The sequence below is a fragment of the Haloarcula sp. CBA1127 genome (genome assembly GCF_001485575.1).
GTDB lineage: Archaea > Halobacteriota > Halobacteria > Halobacteriales > Haloarculaceae > Haloarcula.
The window spans coordinates 228820-247500 of record NZ_BCNB01000001.1 but is presented as its reverse complement, the minus strand read 5'-3'; the positions used below and the strand labels follow the sequence as shown (position 1 = coordinate 247500).

Genomic DNA, 18681 nt, shown 5'->3' with positions numbered 1-18681 from the left:
TTATTTATATTCACTTCGTAAATATGCAACACAGTGTACACTGAGGCAGAGCTTCGGGCGCTGGAAGCCCTGCAAGGAAAGTCGACAGTTTCGGGACTCGCCGAGGAACTAAACCGGAGTCGTAGTTACGTGTCCGAACTCGTTACCCGAATGGAGGCGAAGGGGTTGGTTCACACCAGCCGTGAGGGAAAGCAAAAGCAGATCAATCGGTCAGACGCCCGAGCCATAGAACTATTCGACAGCTTCGTCCAACAGTACACCCACATCCCGTTTCCCGAATTGCTCGGCGGCGCAACGCTACGTATTCTGTACTGCCTGCAGTCGCCGGCGAGTGTCACCCAACTCGCGGAACAAGCCGGCGTTCATCGAAGCACGGTACATCGGTCGGTGTCCCCGCTGGAGAACCGCGGGATGATATACAAGTCGGACGGAAAGTACAGGCTCAACGACGACTTCGAGGGGCTATCTACCGTGGCCCGTGAGTTTGCGCATTTGCGGCACAGACACCGCATCGAAGACCACACGGAGTCGTTCACAATTCTCTGGGAATCGCTGGACGAGTTTCTCGTCCAGACCCGCACCGATATCGAGGAAGATGCGTTCCACCTGACGGGGCCGGAATTGTTCCAAGCGTACGACCTCCCGTTGATGGCTCGTCAGCGTCGGTACTACCTGTACTCGGAGACAGTTGAACAGGTATCGCCGGCGGAGCTGTGTTGTCATATGCTCGTAATCGATGACGGAACGCGCTCGCAGTCCTACTGCCTCCTCTTGCTCAGCGAGACGGCAATCGACCGCGACGAGGTACTCCAAGCCGCGCAAAAGCACGAGGTCGACGAACAGGTGTCGAACCTCCTCGAATACCTCGATACTGAGGGGGAAAGTCGGTCGGGACGCCTTCCGCGGTGGGAGGAGTTCCGTGAGCTCGCCGACGAATACGGGGTGGCAGTATGAGGCGGCGGTTCGACAGCGAGTACATCGAGTCTGAACTGCGACGGGTCGGCAGGCAACTCGAAACTGAACTGACTGTCTTTCTGATCGGCGGCGGTGCGATGTCGTTCCGTGATCTCAAGGAGACGACCAAGGACATCGACCTCATCGTTAGCGACGGCGACGAGCTTCGAGTACTGCAGGCGGTCTTGCTGGACAACGGATACGACATCGTCAAAGAGCCCGGAGAGGAGTACGACGACCTCGGAGCGCAGCGGATTCTCGAGAACGACGACAGGTGTCGTATCGACATTTTCAACCAACAGGTGATCGACAAGCTCGTTCTCTCGGAGGGGATGCGCCGGCGGAGCGAAACCTATCTCGACGCCGGGAGACTGTCGGTTGCGCTGGTCAGTGCCGAGGACATCTTCCTGTTCAAGTCGGTCGCCGGGCGAACGGACGACATAGAGGACATGGTTTCGCTCGTACAGACCGACCTCGATTTCGACGTTATCGAGGACGAGTTGGAGCAGCAGAGCGACTTGCTGGGACAGGAGCTGTTCGTCACCCACGCGAACGAGGCATTACTGCAACTCGAAGAGCAACACAACATCTCGACGCCGTTGGCCGAGCGGGTCTCCGAAATCACCGAACGCGTGTACCGGGAACTGGAAGTGTTGCAGGCCTTCAACGAGTCGATTGCGCTGTCCGAACTCCGGAGCCGGCTCGACCACCCGGACGAGGAGATCGATGAAGCGGTACGAAGTCTGGAAGAGAAAGAGGTCGTAATCGTCGACGAGGGTGAGATCGTGAAGCAGTCGACGACCCTGTGAGCGTCGGATCGATGGGACGTTAGACGGCCTTACATGTGCTTATTTGTTCTGGGGTTCTATATGCGAGTGGAAGATAATATAGCATATGAGTGAGACCGAATCCCGAGAAGAACCCGAGCAAACTCCGGTTTCTGAAGAGGAGTTCAAAGAGCACCTTTCACACCTGTTTGAGGCGATGGTAGCAATCTCACCCACGCGGAACTATGTGAGTCAAATGGTTCATTTGTTGCCCGAAGAACGCCGACAGATGCGGTACGCGTACCCTGAACTCTTTGAGCGAATGGAAACGCAAGAGTTCCTCACGGAAGGTTTTGGGCTGGAGATTAGTGAAGAGGAGGTTTCAACGGACCACCGAGGCCCGAGTAGCGACCTGTCCTCCTTGATTAACGACGTTATGGAGTTCTTCGATGATGAGGAAAGGCGGCGGCTTCTAGGTGAATACCTTGATGAAGAGATTCCGAATCCCCGGCGTGAATGGATCGATCACAAGTTGAAGATGGCCGTTAGCGAGCCAAATTATGGTGAAGAAATCCGTTCAATCTTCAACGTAATGCGGAAGTACGGCGACCAACAGAACGGCTACCGACTCAACACGGAGCGTATTGAGGAACTCACCGATATTGAGGAGGGCCGAATACGGGATATCAAGCGGTTCTTGGTATCCGAGCTGGATGTTTTGCGGGATAGCAACGGCGAGTTTCGGTTTGAGAGTGTTATAATGGATTATCCGGGTGTGGTAGACTCGAACCTTCCCAGCGATGACTAAGAGATCGGCGAAACGAACGAAACGTACCGAGAAGAGAAAGGATGGAATTCAGCGCGAAGGGGTAACAGACCCAATTCCTGAGCCAAGCTATTCGGTCGGGGTCAAGAAGACCACTGCAGAAGCGATCGATAATGCGCAGAAACCGCAACGCTTCCCCTTCGAAATTCAGCCACACGTCATCACCTCAGAACCTCTCCCGGTAGTTCGGCACAAGCCGGGACTCCGTGAGACTCTAAATATCCCCCCCATTACGATTGAGACCGGCGGGAGCTTTTCGGACGAAACTCACCCTGAGATTGACCCTGCCGTACCCCGTCTGCGAATCTGGGAGTCAGCACGGATCCAACCAGTCACACCGCTTCACAGCTCCCTCGAAAGCGTCGAGGTCGGCCTCCCTCCTCGAAACCTCATGCAAGTCGAGCCTCTCGAAGATGATCGCGATATAACGTCGACTGAAGTAGATACACCGGCCGAGAGTGTATCGGAGACTGAAGAGAAACAAACGGATAGTAGGAAGGAAGCCGACACGTCTGTAGAAGGTTCTGATGAGGGCGCTGGAGATGCTGGCTTGCAAACTCCACCAGATCTCTATGACCTTCTTTTCAAAATGCCGGCGGGCTCTATCGGCATGGGTGCACCGGTCTGCATCGTGGCAGGGACGAGAAAGAGCGAGCGATATAGACAAACACTGGAAACACTCTGCCGAGAACAGTTTCGGCAAATCGTAGGGGGGCGTCCACTCGCGGATCTGTTCACTCCCGGAGAGGCGGAATCAGTGGAGGACACTCGGGTTCAGAATCGAATTTCATCACTAGACGACTCGGATAGTGACTACTTCGGGTTCGTCAGTAGACTTGAAGAAGAAGGGGGTATCACACGAGAATTGATCGAAGAGAAAGGAGATGCCGACCTGGAGCGTCTCCACTCCCGTATCGACGAGTTCTTCACACAGACACTCGGCTATCTCCTGCTCTTTGTCGATGAACAATTTGCTGGTGCTCTGTATGAGCACTTGCGTTCAACAAAAGACGTTCGCGAATCGGTCAATATTCGACCGCTCCGGGTACGCGACCTTCCTGACGATGTTAAGCGGGAACTCGTCCGGCTAGCGTGGGGCGATGTCTATCTGGAAACTGATCAGCGTGATCTCGATACGCTATTCCACGCCGGTGAAGAGAAATTCAAGCAGGCAATTGAGCCAGATCAGGGTGTAATTGAGGAGATCACCAGTCACAATCAGGGGGAAGAATCACACCTCCATTATTTGTTGAAGTGCTTCGTCGTCGATTTCCTCCTCAGACAGGAGAATCTGGATCCAGCGGGAGATCACCCTTGGGACGATATGCGTGAGCGAGTCCAGACAGAAACTGAGCCTTGGGCTCACTCTGAGATCCGACCAGACGTGTACAATTCAAAGACAAAGGAAGTCTATGAAATCGAGACACTCTTTGGTTCTGACCATCGGACGATAAATCGGACAATAGAGAAGTACGAGGGAGTGAACGTCAAAAGGATCAATATCATCATTCCGAATCTGACCTGTCTCCGAAATCTAAAGACGATCAACAGGAAGACCAACGAGAAGTTCGGAAATATGTTCCAGAACGAGGTCGAGTTCTGGGCGATAGATGCTAACCACGGAGAGCTGTTTCCGGTTCGAGAGCTAGTGCGTAGGCTCGTTGATCTGAATGAACGTGCCGAGGATCTGGCCTAAGAGTCTCACACCTCAACATGGACCTGTTTCGCATACCTAGTATTGTGGGAGATGTTCTCTCCGCAAGCGGGGTAGCCGATATGGACAATCTTCAAGACATCGCAATGGCTCTGCTTGAAACATCACGGATTCTCGTATGGACGGACAATCTACCCACCCCCGCAAGGCGCAACTCGACAAGGAAGAACGCGAGCATCTCGAAGACGTCGTTACCGAGATGCGCGACCGCGTCGAGGCGAACGTTCGGTATCAGCTCGAAGACGAGTACGGCCTCAACGAAAAACCCGACACCGTCGGAGCAAGCTCCGACGAGCCCTCCCTTGCTGACGCTCGCGAGGACGACAACGCGTCCCTGAGCGAGGCGCAGGAAAACCTGGTCGAGGCAATCGAACTCGAAGCCGCCGATGGTCACGATTGGGAGGACGCTCACGAGCAGTATATCACTGGCGTCGGCTACACCATTGTCAACCGTCTGGCGGCGCTCCGTTGCATGGAAGTCCGGGACTTCATCGACGACGAGGTCACGGCCTTCCGCGATGACGGCCTCACGCCGGCCGCCGACCGGCTAGTCACCGAGGAGTTCATGCTCGAAGAGGAAGCCGTCCTCGAAGCCTATCGGAACGCGTGCGACGACCTCGCTGATGAAATAGAGATTCTCTTCGACCGCTCGACCGCCTACAGCCTGATCGACCCTGACGACGACACCTACGAAGACCTCTGCAGTCTGCTTGATAAGGTGCCAGATGAAGTCTGGCGGGCCGACGACGTGCTGGGATGGGTTTACGAGTACTACAACGTCAAGCTATTGGATGATCTCAGAGAAAAAGGAAAAAACCATGGGTTAGCCGCTGAAGATGTGCCTCCGGCGAACCAGTTCTACACACCCCATTGGGTCGTTCGGATGCTCACCGACAATTCGCTGGGGAAGCTCTATCTCGAAGACCAGGGTGAGCTACAGGATGCAGTCGAGCGACAAGATTCACTTTCTCCTGACGAACGCAAGAACCGCCCACTTTCACCAGACCAGTCGCCGGACATCGCGGACTTCTGCACCTATCTCGTTCCTTCCGAGGAAGAAGGCGAACCACCGGCATTCGACGGCCCGGAGGACATCCGCGTCATCGACCCAGCTTGCGGGAGTGGGCACTTCCTATTGTATGCGTTCGACGTGCTGGAGCGAATCTGGCGAGCAGAAACCGAACTCGCCCCTGCCGAAATCCCTCATGAGATTCTGCGGAACAACCTGTACGGGGTCGATCTGGACATGCGGGCCTGTCAGCTCGCCGCGTTCAATCTCTACCTGAAGGGTCGTACACGTGCTGAGGCCGAGGGCTCGAGAGGGTTCGACATGCCCGAACTCGGTATCGTTTGTGCCGACGCAAAAATCGCTCATGTTGAAGGCGTTGAAGAAGTTTTCGACGAGGTAGCTAACGGTCAGTCCGACGTGGAAGATGCATTGCGGCGAATACTTAACGCATTCGAGGAAGTTCACGGACTCGGGAGTCTACTGGACGTGCGCGGGACGCTCGGTGACCTATTTGAGGACGAAGTTGATGAGGAAAGCGTCCAGATCACGCTAGAAGACGATCCTCGTGAGGATCATACACTTGGGCAGATTCTCCACAGTCTCCGTGAAGCGGTAGACCAGCACCGAGATGAGGATTCGTTCCTGGCTCAGGATTTACGGAGTTTCATCCGCCTAATAGATCTTTTGGCTCAAGAATACGACGTAGCATTAATGAATCCTCCATATGGGACGAGAAATAGAATGCCAGAGGTGGTTCAAAATTACGTTGAGTCAAATTATCGATACCCATCGGAATACTATGTGAATTTCTTTGAGGTGTGTGATAAAATCACGAAACATAACGGTCTTGTTGGAATGCTTATACCCGGTTCTTTTATGAATAAACGACGGTTTACCACTTTCCGAGAGGACTTCATAGGTGAGCGAGGTAATTTTGAATTCCTTTCTGAATTTGGATATGGAATTTTAGATAATGCAACAGTTCCGACAGTTGGTACCGTAGTTCGTTCTGAGTCAGAGCAAGGAGTAGAAGGCACATTTCTTAGATTCCATGACCTTGAGAAATCAAAGAAGGAGAAGGCATTTACACAAACTATTTGTGGGATTGAGGAGGCTGTGAAGCGATATTATGAAGTTCCGTTGACAGAGTTCGGTAAAATCCCAAGGACACCAATCTGTTACTCAGTTCCATCTGTGGTTCGAGATCTTCACAACTCAGAAATAAAGATTGATGCAGAAGGGGCAGATATTGATGGAAGATCAGCCTGTAAAGCCGTTACAGGTGCAGTGACTGCAAATTATTCTAGATTTACACGCCCTCAGTGGACAGTAACCGACTATTCGGTTTTTGAGCCTTTCTCCTACGGTGGATCAGATGCATGGATTTCTCCAAAAATTATCGAAACCGTAATTTGGGGTGACCGTGGCACAGAGTTGAAGCGTTCTAGTGATTCTGTAAGAACACCAAATCAAGAATTCTATGGGGAATCAGGTCTAAATTGGAACCACATCAAGAGAACTGGGAGACGGTTTGGATATTCTCCTGGTAGCCTCTTCAGTACTGCAAGCTTCATGCTTTTCCCAGAAGTTGACATATCGAATTTTGAATTGATGTCGATACTTAATTCAAAATTATACCATGCACTGTTCTTATCTAGAACAACTGAAAGGCAATGGAATATCAATGTGGTTGGTGGAAGTCCTTGGCTAGAGTCTTTAGAACAAATAGACCAAATTGACGAATTAGCAAAAAAGCAGTATGAGATAATGATGAATTTGCGAATTCACGAGCCCACTAGCCCATATTATATTTGTCCGCCGCTTTTACCCGGAGATGACGATTCTGATTATTTCTATCAACACCCGTTCACAGACGCCATGGCTGAAGAGATGAACATAAGCAGATCTGTGGGTGAGGCAAGTGAGTCTATTCCGACTGTAGCTCAGAGCCACGAGAAGCAAAAGATCCGATGTGAAAATCGAATAGAGAATATATCACAAAAGATCGACTCTTTGATATTCGATGAGCTAGATATATCCAAAAAAACTCGCAACGAGATTGATACTGAGATTTCATTACGAACCCCAGAGAGTGCTCATCGCGAAGTCCCCGACCCCGAGTCCGTTCCCGAAGTCCCCGAAAATCTCGGCGAACAGGTAAAAGATCTCGTCCACCACTTCGCAATGGAAGCTGTCCGGGAGGAATCGGACGGTATCATCCCACTTGAAGGCACAGATGAACAGGACGACATTCTCGACCGCATTGTCGAGCGATTCGAGGACGCGTACGGCGAGCACGCCGAAGACCGCCTCGTCGAGGTCGACGATATTCTCGGGGCCAAGTCCGCCGCCGACGAGGCGTACCCCAACCTCCGGTCGTTCATTGAGGACGACCTCTTCGCCTACCACGTCGACACGATGGAGAACACGCCCATCATCTGGAAGCTCAGTACGGCGCGGCTGCTGGCCGACGCGAAAGGTGAAGGCTTCGCGTGCTTCGTCGACTACCACCAACTCGATGCCAGCCTATTCGACCGCCTCAGCAACACCTATCTCGAACCACGGAAATCTTCCCTCCGCGACCGCCAAGCGGCGGCGAATCAGCGTCGGAACGACGAGTCGCTCTCTACGAGCGAACGTGCTGAGGCAACTGATGAATTCGAGTTCTGTTCGAGCGCACTCGAACAGATCGCCGAACTCGAAGAAGTGATGCAGGAACTCGGTTCCACCAGCGAGCGCGAATTCGACGACGATGACCGAGAACGCCTCAACAAGCTGGCCCCCAAAGTCGCCGCCTTCCGCGAGGAGACTGCGGAGCGCATCGAAACCCTCGAACAACTCCGAGAGATGAACGGCGAAGAGTGGTTCCAAGACACCTTCTCCGATGGCTTCTGGGACAAGGTCGACGAGTGGCGTGATGAGTGGGTGGACGCTCTTGGGGAACTGGAACACGCCTGCGAGGAGTACGCCAAGCCCAGCGACGAACCTGTCGAAGCCCATCTCGCGGACCTCTTCGACTACTTCAACTGGCGGCTCAAAGGCTCAGATCATTACTCCAGTACGGGCATCCTCTTCATGACCTACTACTTCGAGCGTGAAGGGAGCGACCTTCTCGATGAGGACGGCGAGCCATTCGACACCCTCACCGAGGACGAGAAACTGCTCGCCTCTCTCGCAACGGGCATCGACGACGCATCCGTCCTCGACGAAGAGTACCTCCAACAGATTGCGGACGATGAAGATGTCGACGAAGTGGACGAACTGCCACCGTTAGCGGAGTTCAAGGCGCTCGCCGAAGAGATCGACGATCGTTGCCAGTCGGTCTACAAGCAGATTCCTTCAGATTGGGAGGATCGTGCCCTTTCCGAAGTCACGACCGCTGGCTACCAACCCAATCACAAGCACGGCGTCACGATCAACATTACGCCGCTCGCTGAGCAGCGTATCGTCCCCGAAATTGTCGAGGACAAAGTACTGTAAGGAAGAACGATGAGCAACGAAGTCGAATTCCCGGTCGGGAAAGCAATTCTTGCGATGCTCTTCGGAGCATCGCTGTTCCCGATTACCTACCCTGTATCGTACTTTTTCGGGTACCTCGGGGTACTGAGTTGGGACTCCGTCGCGATGTGGGGATTTCTTGGCCCGATGTTTTTCATCGGTGTCCCAGTCATACTGTATGATCTCCCTGAGCGGTTTGCGGAGAAGCTGACTGGCTACTGGCTAATCGTGGCTAGCATCGGGTGGATTACACTCATAATTACAATGCAATTTTTCAATTCAGACGTCCCAGAGTCGCGTATGAATGTCTACGCCATGGGCACAACGTTGCTCATTGTTGTTTCAACTATCTCGATAGCAGCCTATCTTGACTACACCAACGCACCGGTAGACGAGTATCTCGACGGTCTCCGTCCCAACTGACTATGCAAGCAACACAAACGCTCCCTGAAGCCGCGAAAGACACCATCCGAAGCGAGTTCGACCGGGCCGAATCAGCAGACCCCATCGTCCTCTGGTGGGACGACGGGAACTACCTCGAAGACATCATCGAGCAAGCCTGCGACGAACTCGGCGTGCATCTGAAAGTCGCCAAGGAGACGCCGCTGGAACTCCGTGCCGACCCAGTCGACGGCGAACAGGTCTGGTACGTCCCACACGTCAAGGAGCCCGAAGACACCGAGGGTGACTTCGACTGGTTCCGCGACGTCGAGCACACGGGCGGCGAGGTGGAGATGAGCATCGAAGACCTCACCATCCACGCGTTCGAGCGCGGGCAACTCGACGCGTGGGAGCTGAAAACCACGACGCGGTCGGACGACCCCGCAAAGCGCCGCGAGATCGCGCGGATTCTCCACGACCAGCTCACCGGCGGCCAGCTCCCGACGCTCGAACAGCTCCGCACGCGGATCGTCACCGGCGGCTACACCGATCCGGTCGCGTTCGTGCTGGAGAACGGCTGGGGCGACATCGACGACAGCCCCGACACGATCGAGCAGATGCAGGACTTGCTGACCAGCGAGGGTGTCGACGCGGTCGCCAGCGAGGACGAACCCGCGGGGATCGTCGCGGCGACGCGTCGGTGGGCCGTCGCCGAGTGGCTGATCCACGCTGGTGTCGATGCCGAACGGTTCCCGACGGCGTTCCGCGCCGAGACGGCCGGCGATCACGATCTCCCCGAACTCAAGTCGCTGTTGAACAACACCACCTCGGCCGGTCTCATCGCCGACCGCTATCTCGGCGAAGCGACCTGGCCCGACATCGTCGCGGACGTCGACGAGCCGTGGGAACTCGCGGATTGTCTCGTCGACGCCGCGCTCGAACGGCGTCTCTGGGAGGCGTGGCACGCATCCTTCGACGCCGGCGACTACGAGGCGTGTCTCACGCGCGCGGAGGAGCGCTACGACGCCCTCCTTGGCAGCGAGGACTTCCGTGGCACCTACCGCGGTGCCTACGGTCCGGACAGTCCGTGGACGCAGACGTGGGAGCAGGCCGCGGAGGTCGCCCGCCTCGCACACCAGCTCGAGACGTGGGACGAGAGAGCCACCGACGACGTTGTCTCACTGTACGCTGACCCGGACGACGGAACGTGGCAGATCGACAATGCGATGCTCAACCTCGTCGTCGCCGGCGCACCCGAGTCCGACCTCCCTGCCGACCATCCTGCCGTCGCTACCCTCGACGACCTCCGGACACACCTCCAGTCGGAATACGTCGAGTACCTCGAAGCCCTCGGAGACCGCGTCACCGAAACTGTCGAGGCCGGCGCTCCGTTCGTCGACGAGGACCACTCCTATCAGTTCTTCACGAAGGAATCCGACGGCCTCGAAAGCGGCCAGACGGTCGCACTGTTTGTCATCGACGCCCTCCGACTCGACCTCGCACGCCGACTCGCGGACGAGTTACGCGACTACGTGGCGACGCTCCCGGCCGACGCCCCCGAGTTCGCCGTCGACGAAGACGTCTGGCTCGGGACGCTGCCCTCAGAGACTGAGTTCGGGAAAGCCGCACTCACGCCGGGAGAGATCCAGATGTTCGACGTCTCGCTGGTCGACGGTGAGTTACAGCCCCTTCGAAACAACCGAAAGGTAAACACGAATCGACGGAACTCGCTGTTGCACGGCGACGGCTGGACAGTCACTCGCGACACGGAGGACGGCTGGCAGTCGACGCGTGTCGCCTACTTCAAAAACGACCTCGACGACATCGGCGAGAAGGAACTCAGCGATCTCGAGGCGATGCTGGCCCGACGCGTCGACTCGCTCGCGGAGTTCATCGGTACGAAGCTCGAACAGGGAGAGTGGGACCAGGCATACGTGCTGACCGATCACGGGTTCGTCCTGCTCCCAGACAGCGCGTCACCGGAGAAGATCTCACGGCCGATGGAGGCGTCAGACTCCGGTCGGCGATGGATTGCCGGCGAGGACGTAGACGCGGATTCACCCGGCGTGCTACTCGACTCCAGCACCCGACTGGGGTATCTCGACGCTAACGTCAGCGTCCTTGCGAGCCCGCTCAAGCGGTTCAAAAAGCAGGGCCTCGGGGACGCACGGTTCTACCACGGTGGCCTGCTCCCACAGGAGTTCGTGCTCGATTTCATCAGCATCACGCAGGGGTAGCTGTCCTGGTCCATCGCGATGGGACAATATTCAAGAGACCACAGTTGTACTGGGAGAATATCACTGACTCTCATATGGACGGGAACGCTCTGGGCCCGCGAAAGGCGCAACTCGACAAGGAAGAGCGCGAACATCTCGAAGCTGTCGTCACCGAGATGCGAGACCGTATCGAGGCGAACGTTCGCTACCAGCTCGAAGCGTATGATCTGGCAGACCGCCCTGATGACGCGTCGCTGAGCGAGGCACAGAAAACCCTCGTGGAAGCTATCGAGCTCGAAGCTGCCGATAGCCACAGCTGGGAGGAGGCCCACGAGCAGTACATTACGGGCGTTGGCTACACGGTCGTCAATCGGCTAGCCGCGCTTCGCTGCATGGAGGTTCGGGACTTCATCGACGACGAAGTGACGGCCTTCCGCGACGACGGCCTCACGCCGGCCGCCGACCGGCTAGTCACCGAAGAGTTCATGCTCGAAGAGGAGGCCGTCCTCGAAGCCTATCGGGACGCGTGCGACAAACTGGCCGCGGAGATCGAGATTCTCTTCGACCGCTCGACCGCCTACAGCCTGATCGACCCTGACGACGACACCTATGAAGCCCTCTGTGGAATGCTGGACGAGGTTCCCGACGAGGTCTGGCGGGCCGACGACGTGCTGGGCTGGGTCTACGAGTACTACAACCGTCCCGTCGTCGAAGCACTCGACGCGAAGAACACGCTCGGACCGGAAGACGTGGGGCCGGCGAACCAGTTCTACACACCCCATTGGGTCGTCCGAATGCTCACCGACAACTCGCTCGGCAAGCTCTATCTCGAAGCCACAGGGCAGGACTCGGCGGTACCGGAACCAGAGTCGCTCAGTCCCGAGGAGCGCAAGGAACGCTTGGTCACGCCGGAGGACAGCCCGACCGTTCCCGAACTCTGTACGTACCTTATCCCGGACGAAGAGGCCGGAGATGCGCCGGAGTTCGACCATCCCTCGGAACTGCGGGTCATCGACCCGGCCTGTGGGAGCGGCCATTTCCTGCTGTATGCGTTCGACGTACTAGAGCGCATCTGGTGGGCCGAGACCGATCTTGACCGCGCCGAGATTCCGGCGAAGGTTCTCGAACATAATCTCTACGGCGTCGACATCGACCTGCGCTCGTGTCAGCTCTCGGCGTTCAATCTGTATCTGAAGGCCCGGACACGTACCGAAGAGGAAGACGGCCAGTTCGAAATGCCCAACGTCGACATCGTCTGTGCGGACGCCCGCGTGGCGGAGGTCGAGGAAGGCGCAAAAGTACTGGACGAGATCACCGGCGAAGGGACTGACCTGCGCGATGCGCTGAGCGAGATCATCGACACGTTCCAGCACACGGAAGCTCTTGGGAGTCTGCTCGACGTGAGTGGGACACTCGAAGACGTGTTCGAGAGCGGGCAGACGGACCTCTCCGATTGGGGTGACGGAACACACCAGTCACTGAACTCCTTCTTGAAGGCACTTCGAGAAGCCGTTGGTGAGCGGTCGTCAGATTCGTTCGGCGAACAGAACCTCAAGAGTTTCCTGAATCTGCTGGTAGTGCTAAGCCAAGCGTACGACGTGGCGCTGATGAACCCGCCGTATGGTTCGGGGGGACGAATGCCGGACACCGTGCAGGAATACATCGAAGAGAACGGGAATTACAAATATACGACGGAGTACTACATCAACTTCTTCGAGGCGTGTGATCGGCTGGCGAAGGCCGACGGACGCACGGGGATGCTCGTCCCGTGGTCGTTCATGTTCAACAAGTCCTTCCAGACCTTTCGGGAGGATTTCGTCGGTGGAAGAGGTGCGTTCGACTTCTTCTCGGAGTTCGGATACGACATCCTCGACAACGCAACCGTCGGCACTGTCGGGACTGTTGTTCGCTCCGAGGCAGACAGCGGCCAAACAGGGACGTTCATCCGCCTCCCGGATGTCGCAAAGGGTGAGAAGGAAGGGGAATTCATCCGCGCGTCTTTCGATGGTTCTGAAACCGGTGTCAAACGACTCTATCATCGAAACCTTTCCGAGTTTGCGATGGTTCCCGGCACGCCGCTTTCCTATTGGGTGTCACGAGACCTGCGAAGTATCTATCAGTCCGATACCGTTCTTGACGCGGATAATGCGGGCTTAGACGAACGGGAGACGCTGGGTGACATCAAACAGGGTACCGCAACCGCAGACGATTCCCGGTTCGTCCATACGTTCTGGGAAGACAGGGGCGCTGAATGGGTCCCGTTTGCGAAGGGGGGCGCTGATGCGTGGCTGTTGCCTCGAATAAAGAACACCCTCCTGTGGGGCGAAGACGGGACGGAAGTCGATAGATACCCGAAATCCTACCCCCGCAATACAGACGCCTACTTCAACGAATCATTGACGTACACCGTCGCAAAGCGAAGCGGCCGGAGGTTTGGGTATCTCCACGATTCGTCCGTCTTCGGTCACAAGGGCTCGGTGCTGATTCCGGACCGGGCTATCTGGAACGCCCTCTCGTACACGAATAGCCATCTATTCACTTACTTAATGCTTGCACAGACCTCCGAGCGAATGTGGGAGGTCGGATTTGTCTCGAAGGTTCCGTGGCGAAAAGAACTCGAAGACATTGACGAACTGGCCACCCTCTCCCGGGAAGCCGTCGGACACCTCATCTCGAAGCGGCAGTACGACTTCGTGTCGCCGCATTACGATGGGCCTGTCCTGCTCGATGCACTCGGTGTCGATGACCCACTACCGCAGTACGATCATCCACACCGCGAACTTCGAGACGAGCTTTCTCTCGATAGCCCGGCACAAACTGTGTCCACGGCAGACTCGCTCAATCAGGTCGGAACAGCCGCCGCGAAACACTTGGCGCGAGTCGAGCAAAGCCTCCAGTCCTGTGCGAACGACATCGACGATGCCGTCTTCGATTGTTTCGACATTACCGATGCGCAGCGCGAAACGATCCTTCAGGAGATCGCGCTCCGAACTATCGAAGATCCACGCGAACAGGAGGCGTATGATCCAGCAGCCATCTCAGAGCCAGCTAGCGACTTCCCGGAACAGGTCAAAGACCTCCTGCTCCATTTCACGCTCCGGGCGATCAACGACACCGATGACGGCATTATCCCCCTCTCTGAAATCGACGGCACGGACGACCTTCTGACCCACATCGAGGCGGAGTTCGAACGTGTCTGGGGCGAGCACGCAACCGACCGCCTCGCGGAAGCCGACGCGGTACTCGGGAACCGAAGTGCGAGTGACGAAGCGTACCCGAACCTTCGGGCGTGGCTCGAAGACGACCTGTTCGAGTACCACGTCACGGAGTTCGACCGGACGCCGATCCTCTGGCGGCTCTCGAGCGAGCGACTCGTTTCCGACGCCACGGACGAGGGCTTCGGCTGCCTCGTCGATTACCATCAATTGGACGCGAGCATCTTCGACCGTCTGCAAAACCAGTATCTCGAACCGCGGCGGACGCACCTCCGCGAACGGCAGGCGGCGGCAAACAGCCGTCGTAACGACGAATCGCTCTCGACTTCCGAACGAGCCACCGCCGCCGAGGAGTACGACCAGTGTGAGAACGGCCTCGAACAGCTCAGTGCGTTCGAAGAACGGCTTGGCGACCTTTCGCAGACCAACCCGCGTGACTGGCCCAGCGTGAATCAGGAACGCGCGGCCGAGGCAGCCGAACGCGTGGCGGAGTTCCGTGAGCGGACAGCAGCACGGCTAGACACTCTCGAAACCCTCGCCGATCTGAAGGACGTGGATATGGCAGATCTGTTCAGTCCCTCGTTCTACGAAACCGTACAGGAGAACAAAGACGAGTGGGTCGATGCGCTCGACGACCTACAGACTGCCTTCGAAGCATACGCCGAGGCTGGTTCCGAACCCGTCGAAGCTCACCTCTATGACCTCTTCGAGTACTACGACGATCTCGTCGGCTCCACACACTACGCGAGCAACGGGATCCTGTTCATGACGTACTACTTCGAACAGTTCGAGGATGCCGAGCAGTCACAGATCGGAGATAGCGATGTCGCCGAGCGGCAGCGACTGCTCGCAGAACTCGCGGCCGACGTTGACGAGTATCGGCAACTTGCCGACGAAATCGCCGCAAACTGCGACGAGGTTACGACCGAGATCTCCAGCGATTGGAAAGAGCGGGCGCTCTCAGAAGTCGTGACTGCGGGCTACCAGCCCAACCACAAACACGGCGTCGCGATCAACATCACGCCGCTGGCTGAGCAAGACATCGTCCCGGAAGTAGTTGCAGACAGAGTACTCTGAGGCAGTTGTGAACCGATTGCCGTCAGAGGGACCGGCTGACAAGGTTCAAGAGTCTATGCCGTTTTGGAACACGTAGCACTCGATGACGGAGTCTTCATTCTCGCCTGGGCAACGAGTCCTTCTCAACGGAACGCCGGCTGAAGTCATCAAAACACGGACGGTCGGCGAGATCGAATATTTGAGAGCGTATATCGACGGCGAAGGCGTCAAGACTGTCTGTCTCGACGATGTAGCGATTCAGCCACAGCAGTCCGGCATCGAGGAGCTGGCCAACCAGCGAATCGACGACCTTCACCCGGATCACGATGCGGTCGCAGCGCAGTGGTTCGACCTCCGGACGCAGGCGACGAAACTCAAACTCGCTCACGAACAGGGACAGCTCTTGAGCATCTCGAACTCGCTCGTTCGACTGGAGCCGTATCAGCTTGACGCCGTAAACTGGGTGATGCAGAAGCTCCGGCAGCGGGCGCTTATCGGTGACGACGTCGGGCTTGGGAAAACGATAGAGGCGGGACTCGTCCTCAAGGAACTCGCTGCACGGAATCGCGCCGACCGCGTTCTGTTCGTCGTTCCCGCCCACCTCCAGAAGAAATGGATCCGGGATATGGACCGCTTCTTCGACATCGACCTGACCGTGGCAGACCGCGCGTGGGTGGACGGTGAGCGCCGTCGGCTCGGCGAGGAGGCTAACATCTGGGCCCAAGACCAGCAACGGCTCGTCACCAGCATGGCGTTCCTGCGACAGGACGAGTTTCGGCCTGCACTCCGGGACGCGTTCTGGGACGTTGTCGTGGTCGACGAGGCACACAAGGCTGCAAAGCGGGGAGAGTCACCGAGCAAGACGGCACGGATGATTGATACCGTCACGGGGAACTCCGACTCGCTGCTGCTTCTCAGCGCGACGCCACACGACGGGAAGGGCGAGGCGTTCCGCTCGCTCGTGGAGTACATCGACCCGTTCCTCGTCGCCGAAAACCAGGAACTCTCACAGGAGACAGTCGACCGCGTAATGATCCGTCGCGGGAAGACCGACATCTACGACGAGGACGGTGAACGTGTCTTTCCAGACCGGGAGGTCAACTCGGTCTCGGTTTCGATGACGCACGACGAGCGGCAGTTCTACCGGGCGGTCACCGACTACGTCAAAAACGTCTACAACCGCTCGGAGAAGCTGAACGAACCCGCAGTCGGGTTCGCGATGGCGCTCATGCAGAAACGGCTGGTGAGCAGCGTCGGCGCGATTCACGCGACGCTCCGTCGACGACTGGACGACCTCCTCGACGAGGAGGCGGAAACGGACGGTCTGTCCGAGGAAGCACGAGCCTACCTCGATGGCGAGGACCTAGACGAGGACGACAAGCAGCACGCGGAAGACGAAATCGCCGGTCTGACCGTCACCAGCACCGACGAACAGCTCCAAGAAGAGATCGATACCCTCCGCGACCTCGTCTCGCTGGCGGAGGATTTACCGATCGACTCCAAGGCTCAGAAAGTCAGACGGTTCATCTCCCAACTCCTCGAGGAGCAACCGGAGGAAAAACTCCTGTTGTTCACGGAATACCGCGATACGCTGGACTACCTTCTCGAATTCGTGCAAGACGAGCCGTGGGCCGACGAGATTCTCGTGATTCACGGCGACGTTGACAAAGACGAACGGACCCGGATCGAAGACGAATTCAATCACGGCCAGTCACGACTCCTGTTCGCAACCGATGCAGCGAGTGAGGGGATCGACCTCCAGCACAGCTGTCACATCATGGCTAACTACGAGCTTCCGTGGAACCCGAACCGCCTCGAACAGCGGATCGGACGCATCCATCGCTACGGACAGGAAGAGGAGGTCAAGGTCTGGAACTTCCTCTTCGACGACACCCGCGAGAGTGAGATCTTCGAGATGCTCCAAACCAAGGTCGAGGAGATCCGGTCTCAGCTCGGAAACACAGCGGACGTGCTTGGCATCCTCGACGACATCGACGTGGACTCACTCATCATGGAGTCCATTGAGAACGACGAACCGCCGAGTGCGACCAAAGCGGAACTCGAGGAGATGATCGAGGAGCGTCAGCGAACGCTCGAGGAGTGGTACGAGCGGAGCCTCGTCGATACGAGCACCTTCGACGCGGAGAGCCGCCGGCAGATACAGCAGGTCGTCGACGAGTCAGAGGACGTCTACGGAAGCGAGGGAGACATCCGCGAGTTCTTCGAACGAGCAGTCGAAGCCTTCGGCGGAGAATTCGAGAAGCGCGGCACCAACCTCTATCAAGCCGAGCTACCGGACGGGATCAATTCGCCCGGCCAAGACGCGACCTTCGGCCCGTTCACGTTCGACCGCGACTTCGCGATGGATCACGAGGACATCACCTATCTCGCACCCGATACGGACGTCCTGCAACGGCTCATGGCACGCGTGTTGGAGGACGAGCGCGGTGAAGTCGGACTCAAACTTCTTCCGTTCATCGACACGCCGGGAATTACCTATAACTATCGCGTAGCGTTCGAGGACGGCACCGGCGACGTGATTCGTGAGGAGACCATCCCCGTCTTCGTCGATGCTGCGCAAGAGGACGCCCAACAGGCGCTCGGTGAGCGTGTGGTCGAGGGCAACTCGGTAGCAGCAAAGCCCGACGCCGACGACCTTCGGACGGTTCTCGACACTCAGTCCGACTTACGGACGGCTGCCGATCGCTATGTGAGCGTGCGGGTCAACGAGATCAAGAACCATCTTCAGGAGAAGCGTCACGAGGAGACCGCTCGGGAGCTGGAGAATCTCGAGGCGTACGCACAGGCGGAACGAGAACGGATCGAGTCCTTCATTGAGGAGTACGAGCGCAAAGCCGACGCCGGCTCGGACATGGATATCGCAATCCGTGGCCAACAGGAGCGTCTCGAACAGCTCGAGGACAGAATCGAAACCCGTCGCGAAGAACTCCGACGTCGAGAGCAGATCATCTCCCTTGCGCCCGAGGTTGAGAACTACTGTTTGACGCTTCCACTCTGAATTGAGTGGGGACTGTAGCTAAAGTG

9 protein-coding genes are annotated in these 18681 nt (G+C 57.0%); all 9 read left to right on the top strand.

Features of this window, described 5'->3' with window-relative positions; genetic code table 11:
- The first annotated feature begins 33 nt into the window (after window positions 1-33).
- The 9 genes from AV059_RS01015 (at window position 34) to AV059_RS00975 (ending at window position 18655) form a co-directional block, all read left to right on the top strand.
- Window positions 34-954, top strand: a complete 921-nt coding sequence (locus AV059_RS01015; RefSeq protein ID WP_058991491.1) for a MarR family transcriptional regulator — start codon at window positions 34-36, stop codon at window positions 952-954.
- Window positions 951-1763, top strand: coding sequence for a DUF6036 family nucleotidyltransferase (locus AV059_RS01010; RefSeq protein WP_058991490.1), 813 nt, complete (start codon window positions 951-953; stop codon window positions 1761-1763). The genes AV059_RS01015 and AV059_RS01010 overlap by 4 nt, the downstream gene beginning before the upstream one ends.
- Before the next feature lie 85 nt (window positions 1764-1848).
- Window positions 1849-2529: a hypothetical protein gene (locus tag AV059_RS01005; RefSeq protein WP_058991489.1), complete on the top strand. Its 681-nt coding sequence runs from the start codon at window positions 1849-1851 to the stop codon at window positions 2527-2529.
- Window positions 2522-4243 carry a hypothetical protein gene (locus AV059_RS01000; protein ID WP_058991488.1) on the top strand — a complete coding sequence of 574 codons (1722 nt, stop codon included), beginning with the start codon at window positions 2522-2524 and terminating at the stop codon, window positions 4241-4243. Before AV059_RS01005 ends, AV059_RS01000 begins: the two co-directional genes overlap by 8 nt.
- A gap of 136 nt (window positions 4244-4379) precedes the next feature.
- Window positions 4380-8750, top strand: coding sequence for a BREX-5 system adenine-specific DNA-methyltransferase PglX (gene pglX / locus AV059_RS00995; protein WP_058991487.1), 4371 nt, complete (start codon window positions 4380-4382; stop codon window positions 8748-8750).
- A gap of 9 nt (window positions 8751-8759) precedes the next feature.
- Window positions 8760-9191 carry a hypothetical protein gene (locus AV059_RS00990; protein WP_058991486.1) on the top strand — a complete coding sequence of 144 codons (432 nt, stop codon included), beginning with the start codon at window positions 8760-8762 and terminating at the stop codon, window positions 9189-9191.
- Window positions 9192-9193: 2 nt separating this feature from the next.
- Window positions 9194-11386 carry a BREX-5 system phosphatase PglZ gene (pglZ, locus tag AV059_RS00985; protein ID WP_058991485.1) on the top strand — a complete coding sequence of 731 codons (2193 nt, stop codon included), beginning with the start codon at window positions 9194-9196 and terminating at the stop codon, window positions 11384-11386.
- A gap of 74 nt (window positions 11387-11460) precedes the next feature.
- The gene (pglX, locus tag AV059_RS00980) at window positions 11461-15657 is read left to right on the top strand and encodes a BREX-5 system adenine-specific DNA-methyltransferase PglX (RefSeq protein WP_058991484.1); all 4197 of its coding nucleotides are present in this window, start codon (window positions 11461-11463) and stop codon (window positions 15655-15657) included.
- A gap of 82 nt (window positions 15658-15739) precedes the next feature.
- Complete coding sequence (locus AV059_RS00975; RefSeq protein WP_058991483.1) at window positions 15740-18655, top strand: helicase-related protein; 2916 nt, start codon at window positions 15740-15742, stop codon at window positions 18653-18655.
- Window positions 18656-18681 lie beyond the last annotated feature (26 nt).

What these genes read in the sequence shown, in the direction of transcription:
- AV059_RS01010 (WP_058991490.1), top strand. Translation starts at nt 951, where the DNA reads ATGAGGCGGCGGTTCGACAGCGAGTACATCGAGTCTGAACTGCGACGG.
- AV059_RS01005 (WP_058991489.1), top strand. Translation starts at nt 1,849, where the DNA reads ATGAGTGAGACCGAATCCCGAGAAGAACCCGAGCAAACTCCGGTTTCT.
- pglZ (WP_058991485.1), top strand. Translation starts at nt 9,194, where the DNA reads ATGCAAGCAACACAAACGCTCCCTGAAGCCGCGAAAGACACCATCCGA.
- AV059_RS00975 (WP_058991483.1), top strand. Translation starts at nt 15,740, where the DNA reads ATGACGGAGTCTTCATTCTCGCCTGGGCAACGAGTCCTTCTCAACGGA.
- AV059_RS00990 (WP_058991486.1), top strand. Translation starts at nt 8,760, where the DNA reads ATGAGCAACGAAGTCGAATTCCCGGTCGGGAAAGCAATTCTTGCGATG.
- AV059_RS01000 (WP_058991488.1), top strand. Translation starts at nt 2,522, where the DNA reads ATGACTAAGAGATCGGCGAAACGAACGAAACGTACCGAGAAGAGAAAG.
- pglX (WP_058991484.1), top strand. Translation starts at nt 11,461, where the DNA reads ATGGACGGGAACGCTCTGGGCCCGCGAAAGGCGCAACTCGACAAGGAA.
- pglX (WP_058991487.1), top strand. Translation starts at nt 4,380, where the DNA reads ATGGACGGACAATCTACCCACCCCCGCAAGGCGCAACTCGACAAGGAA.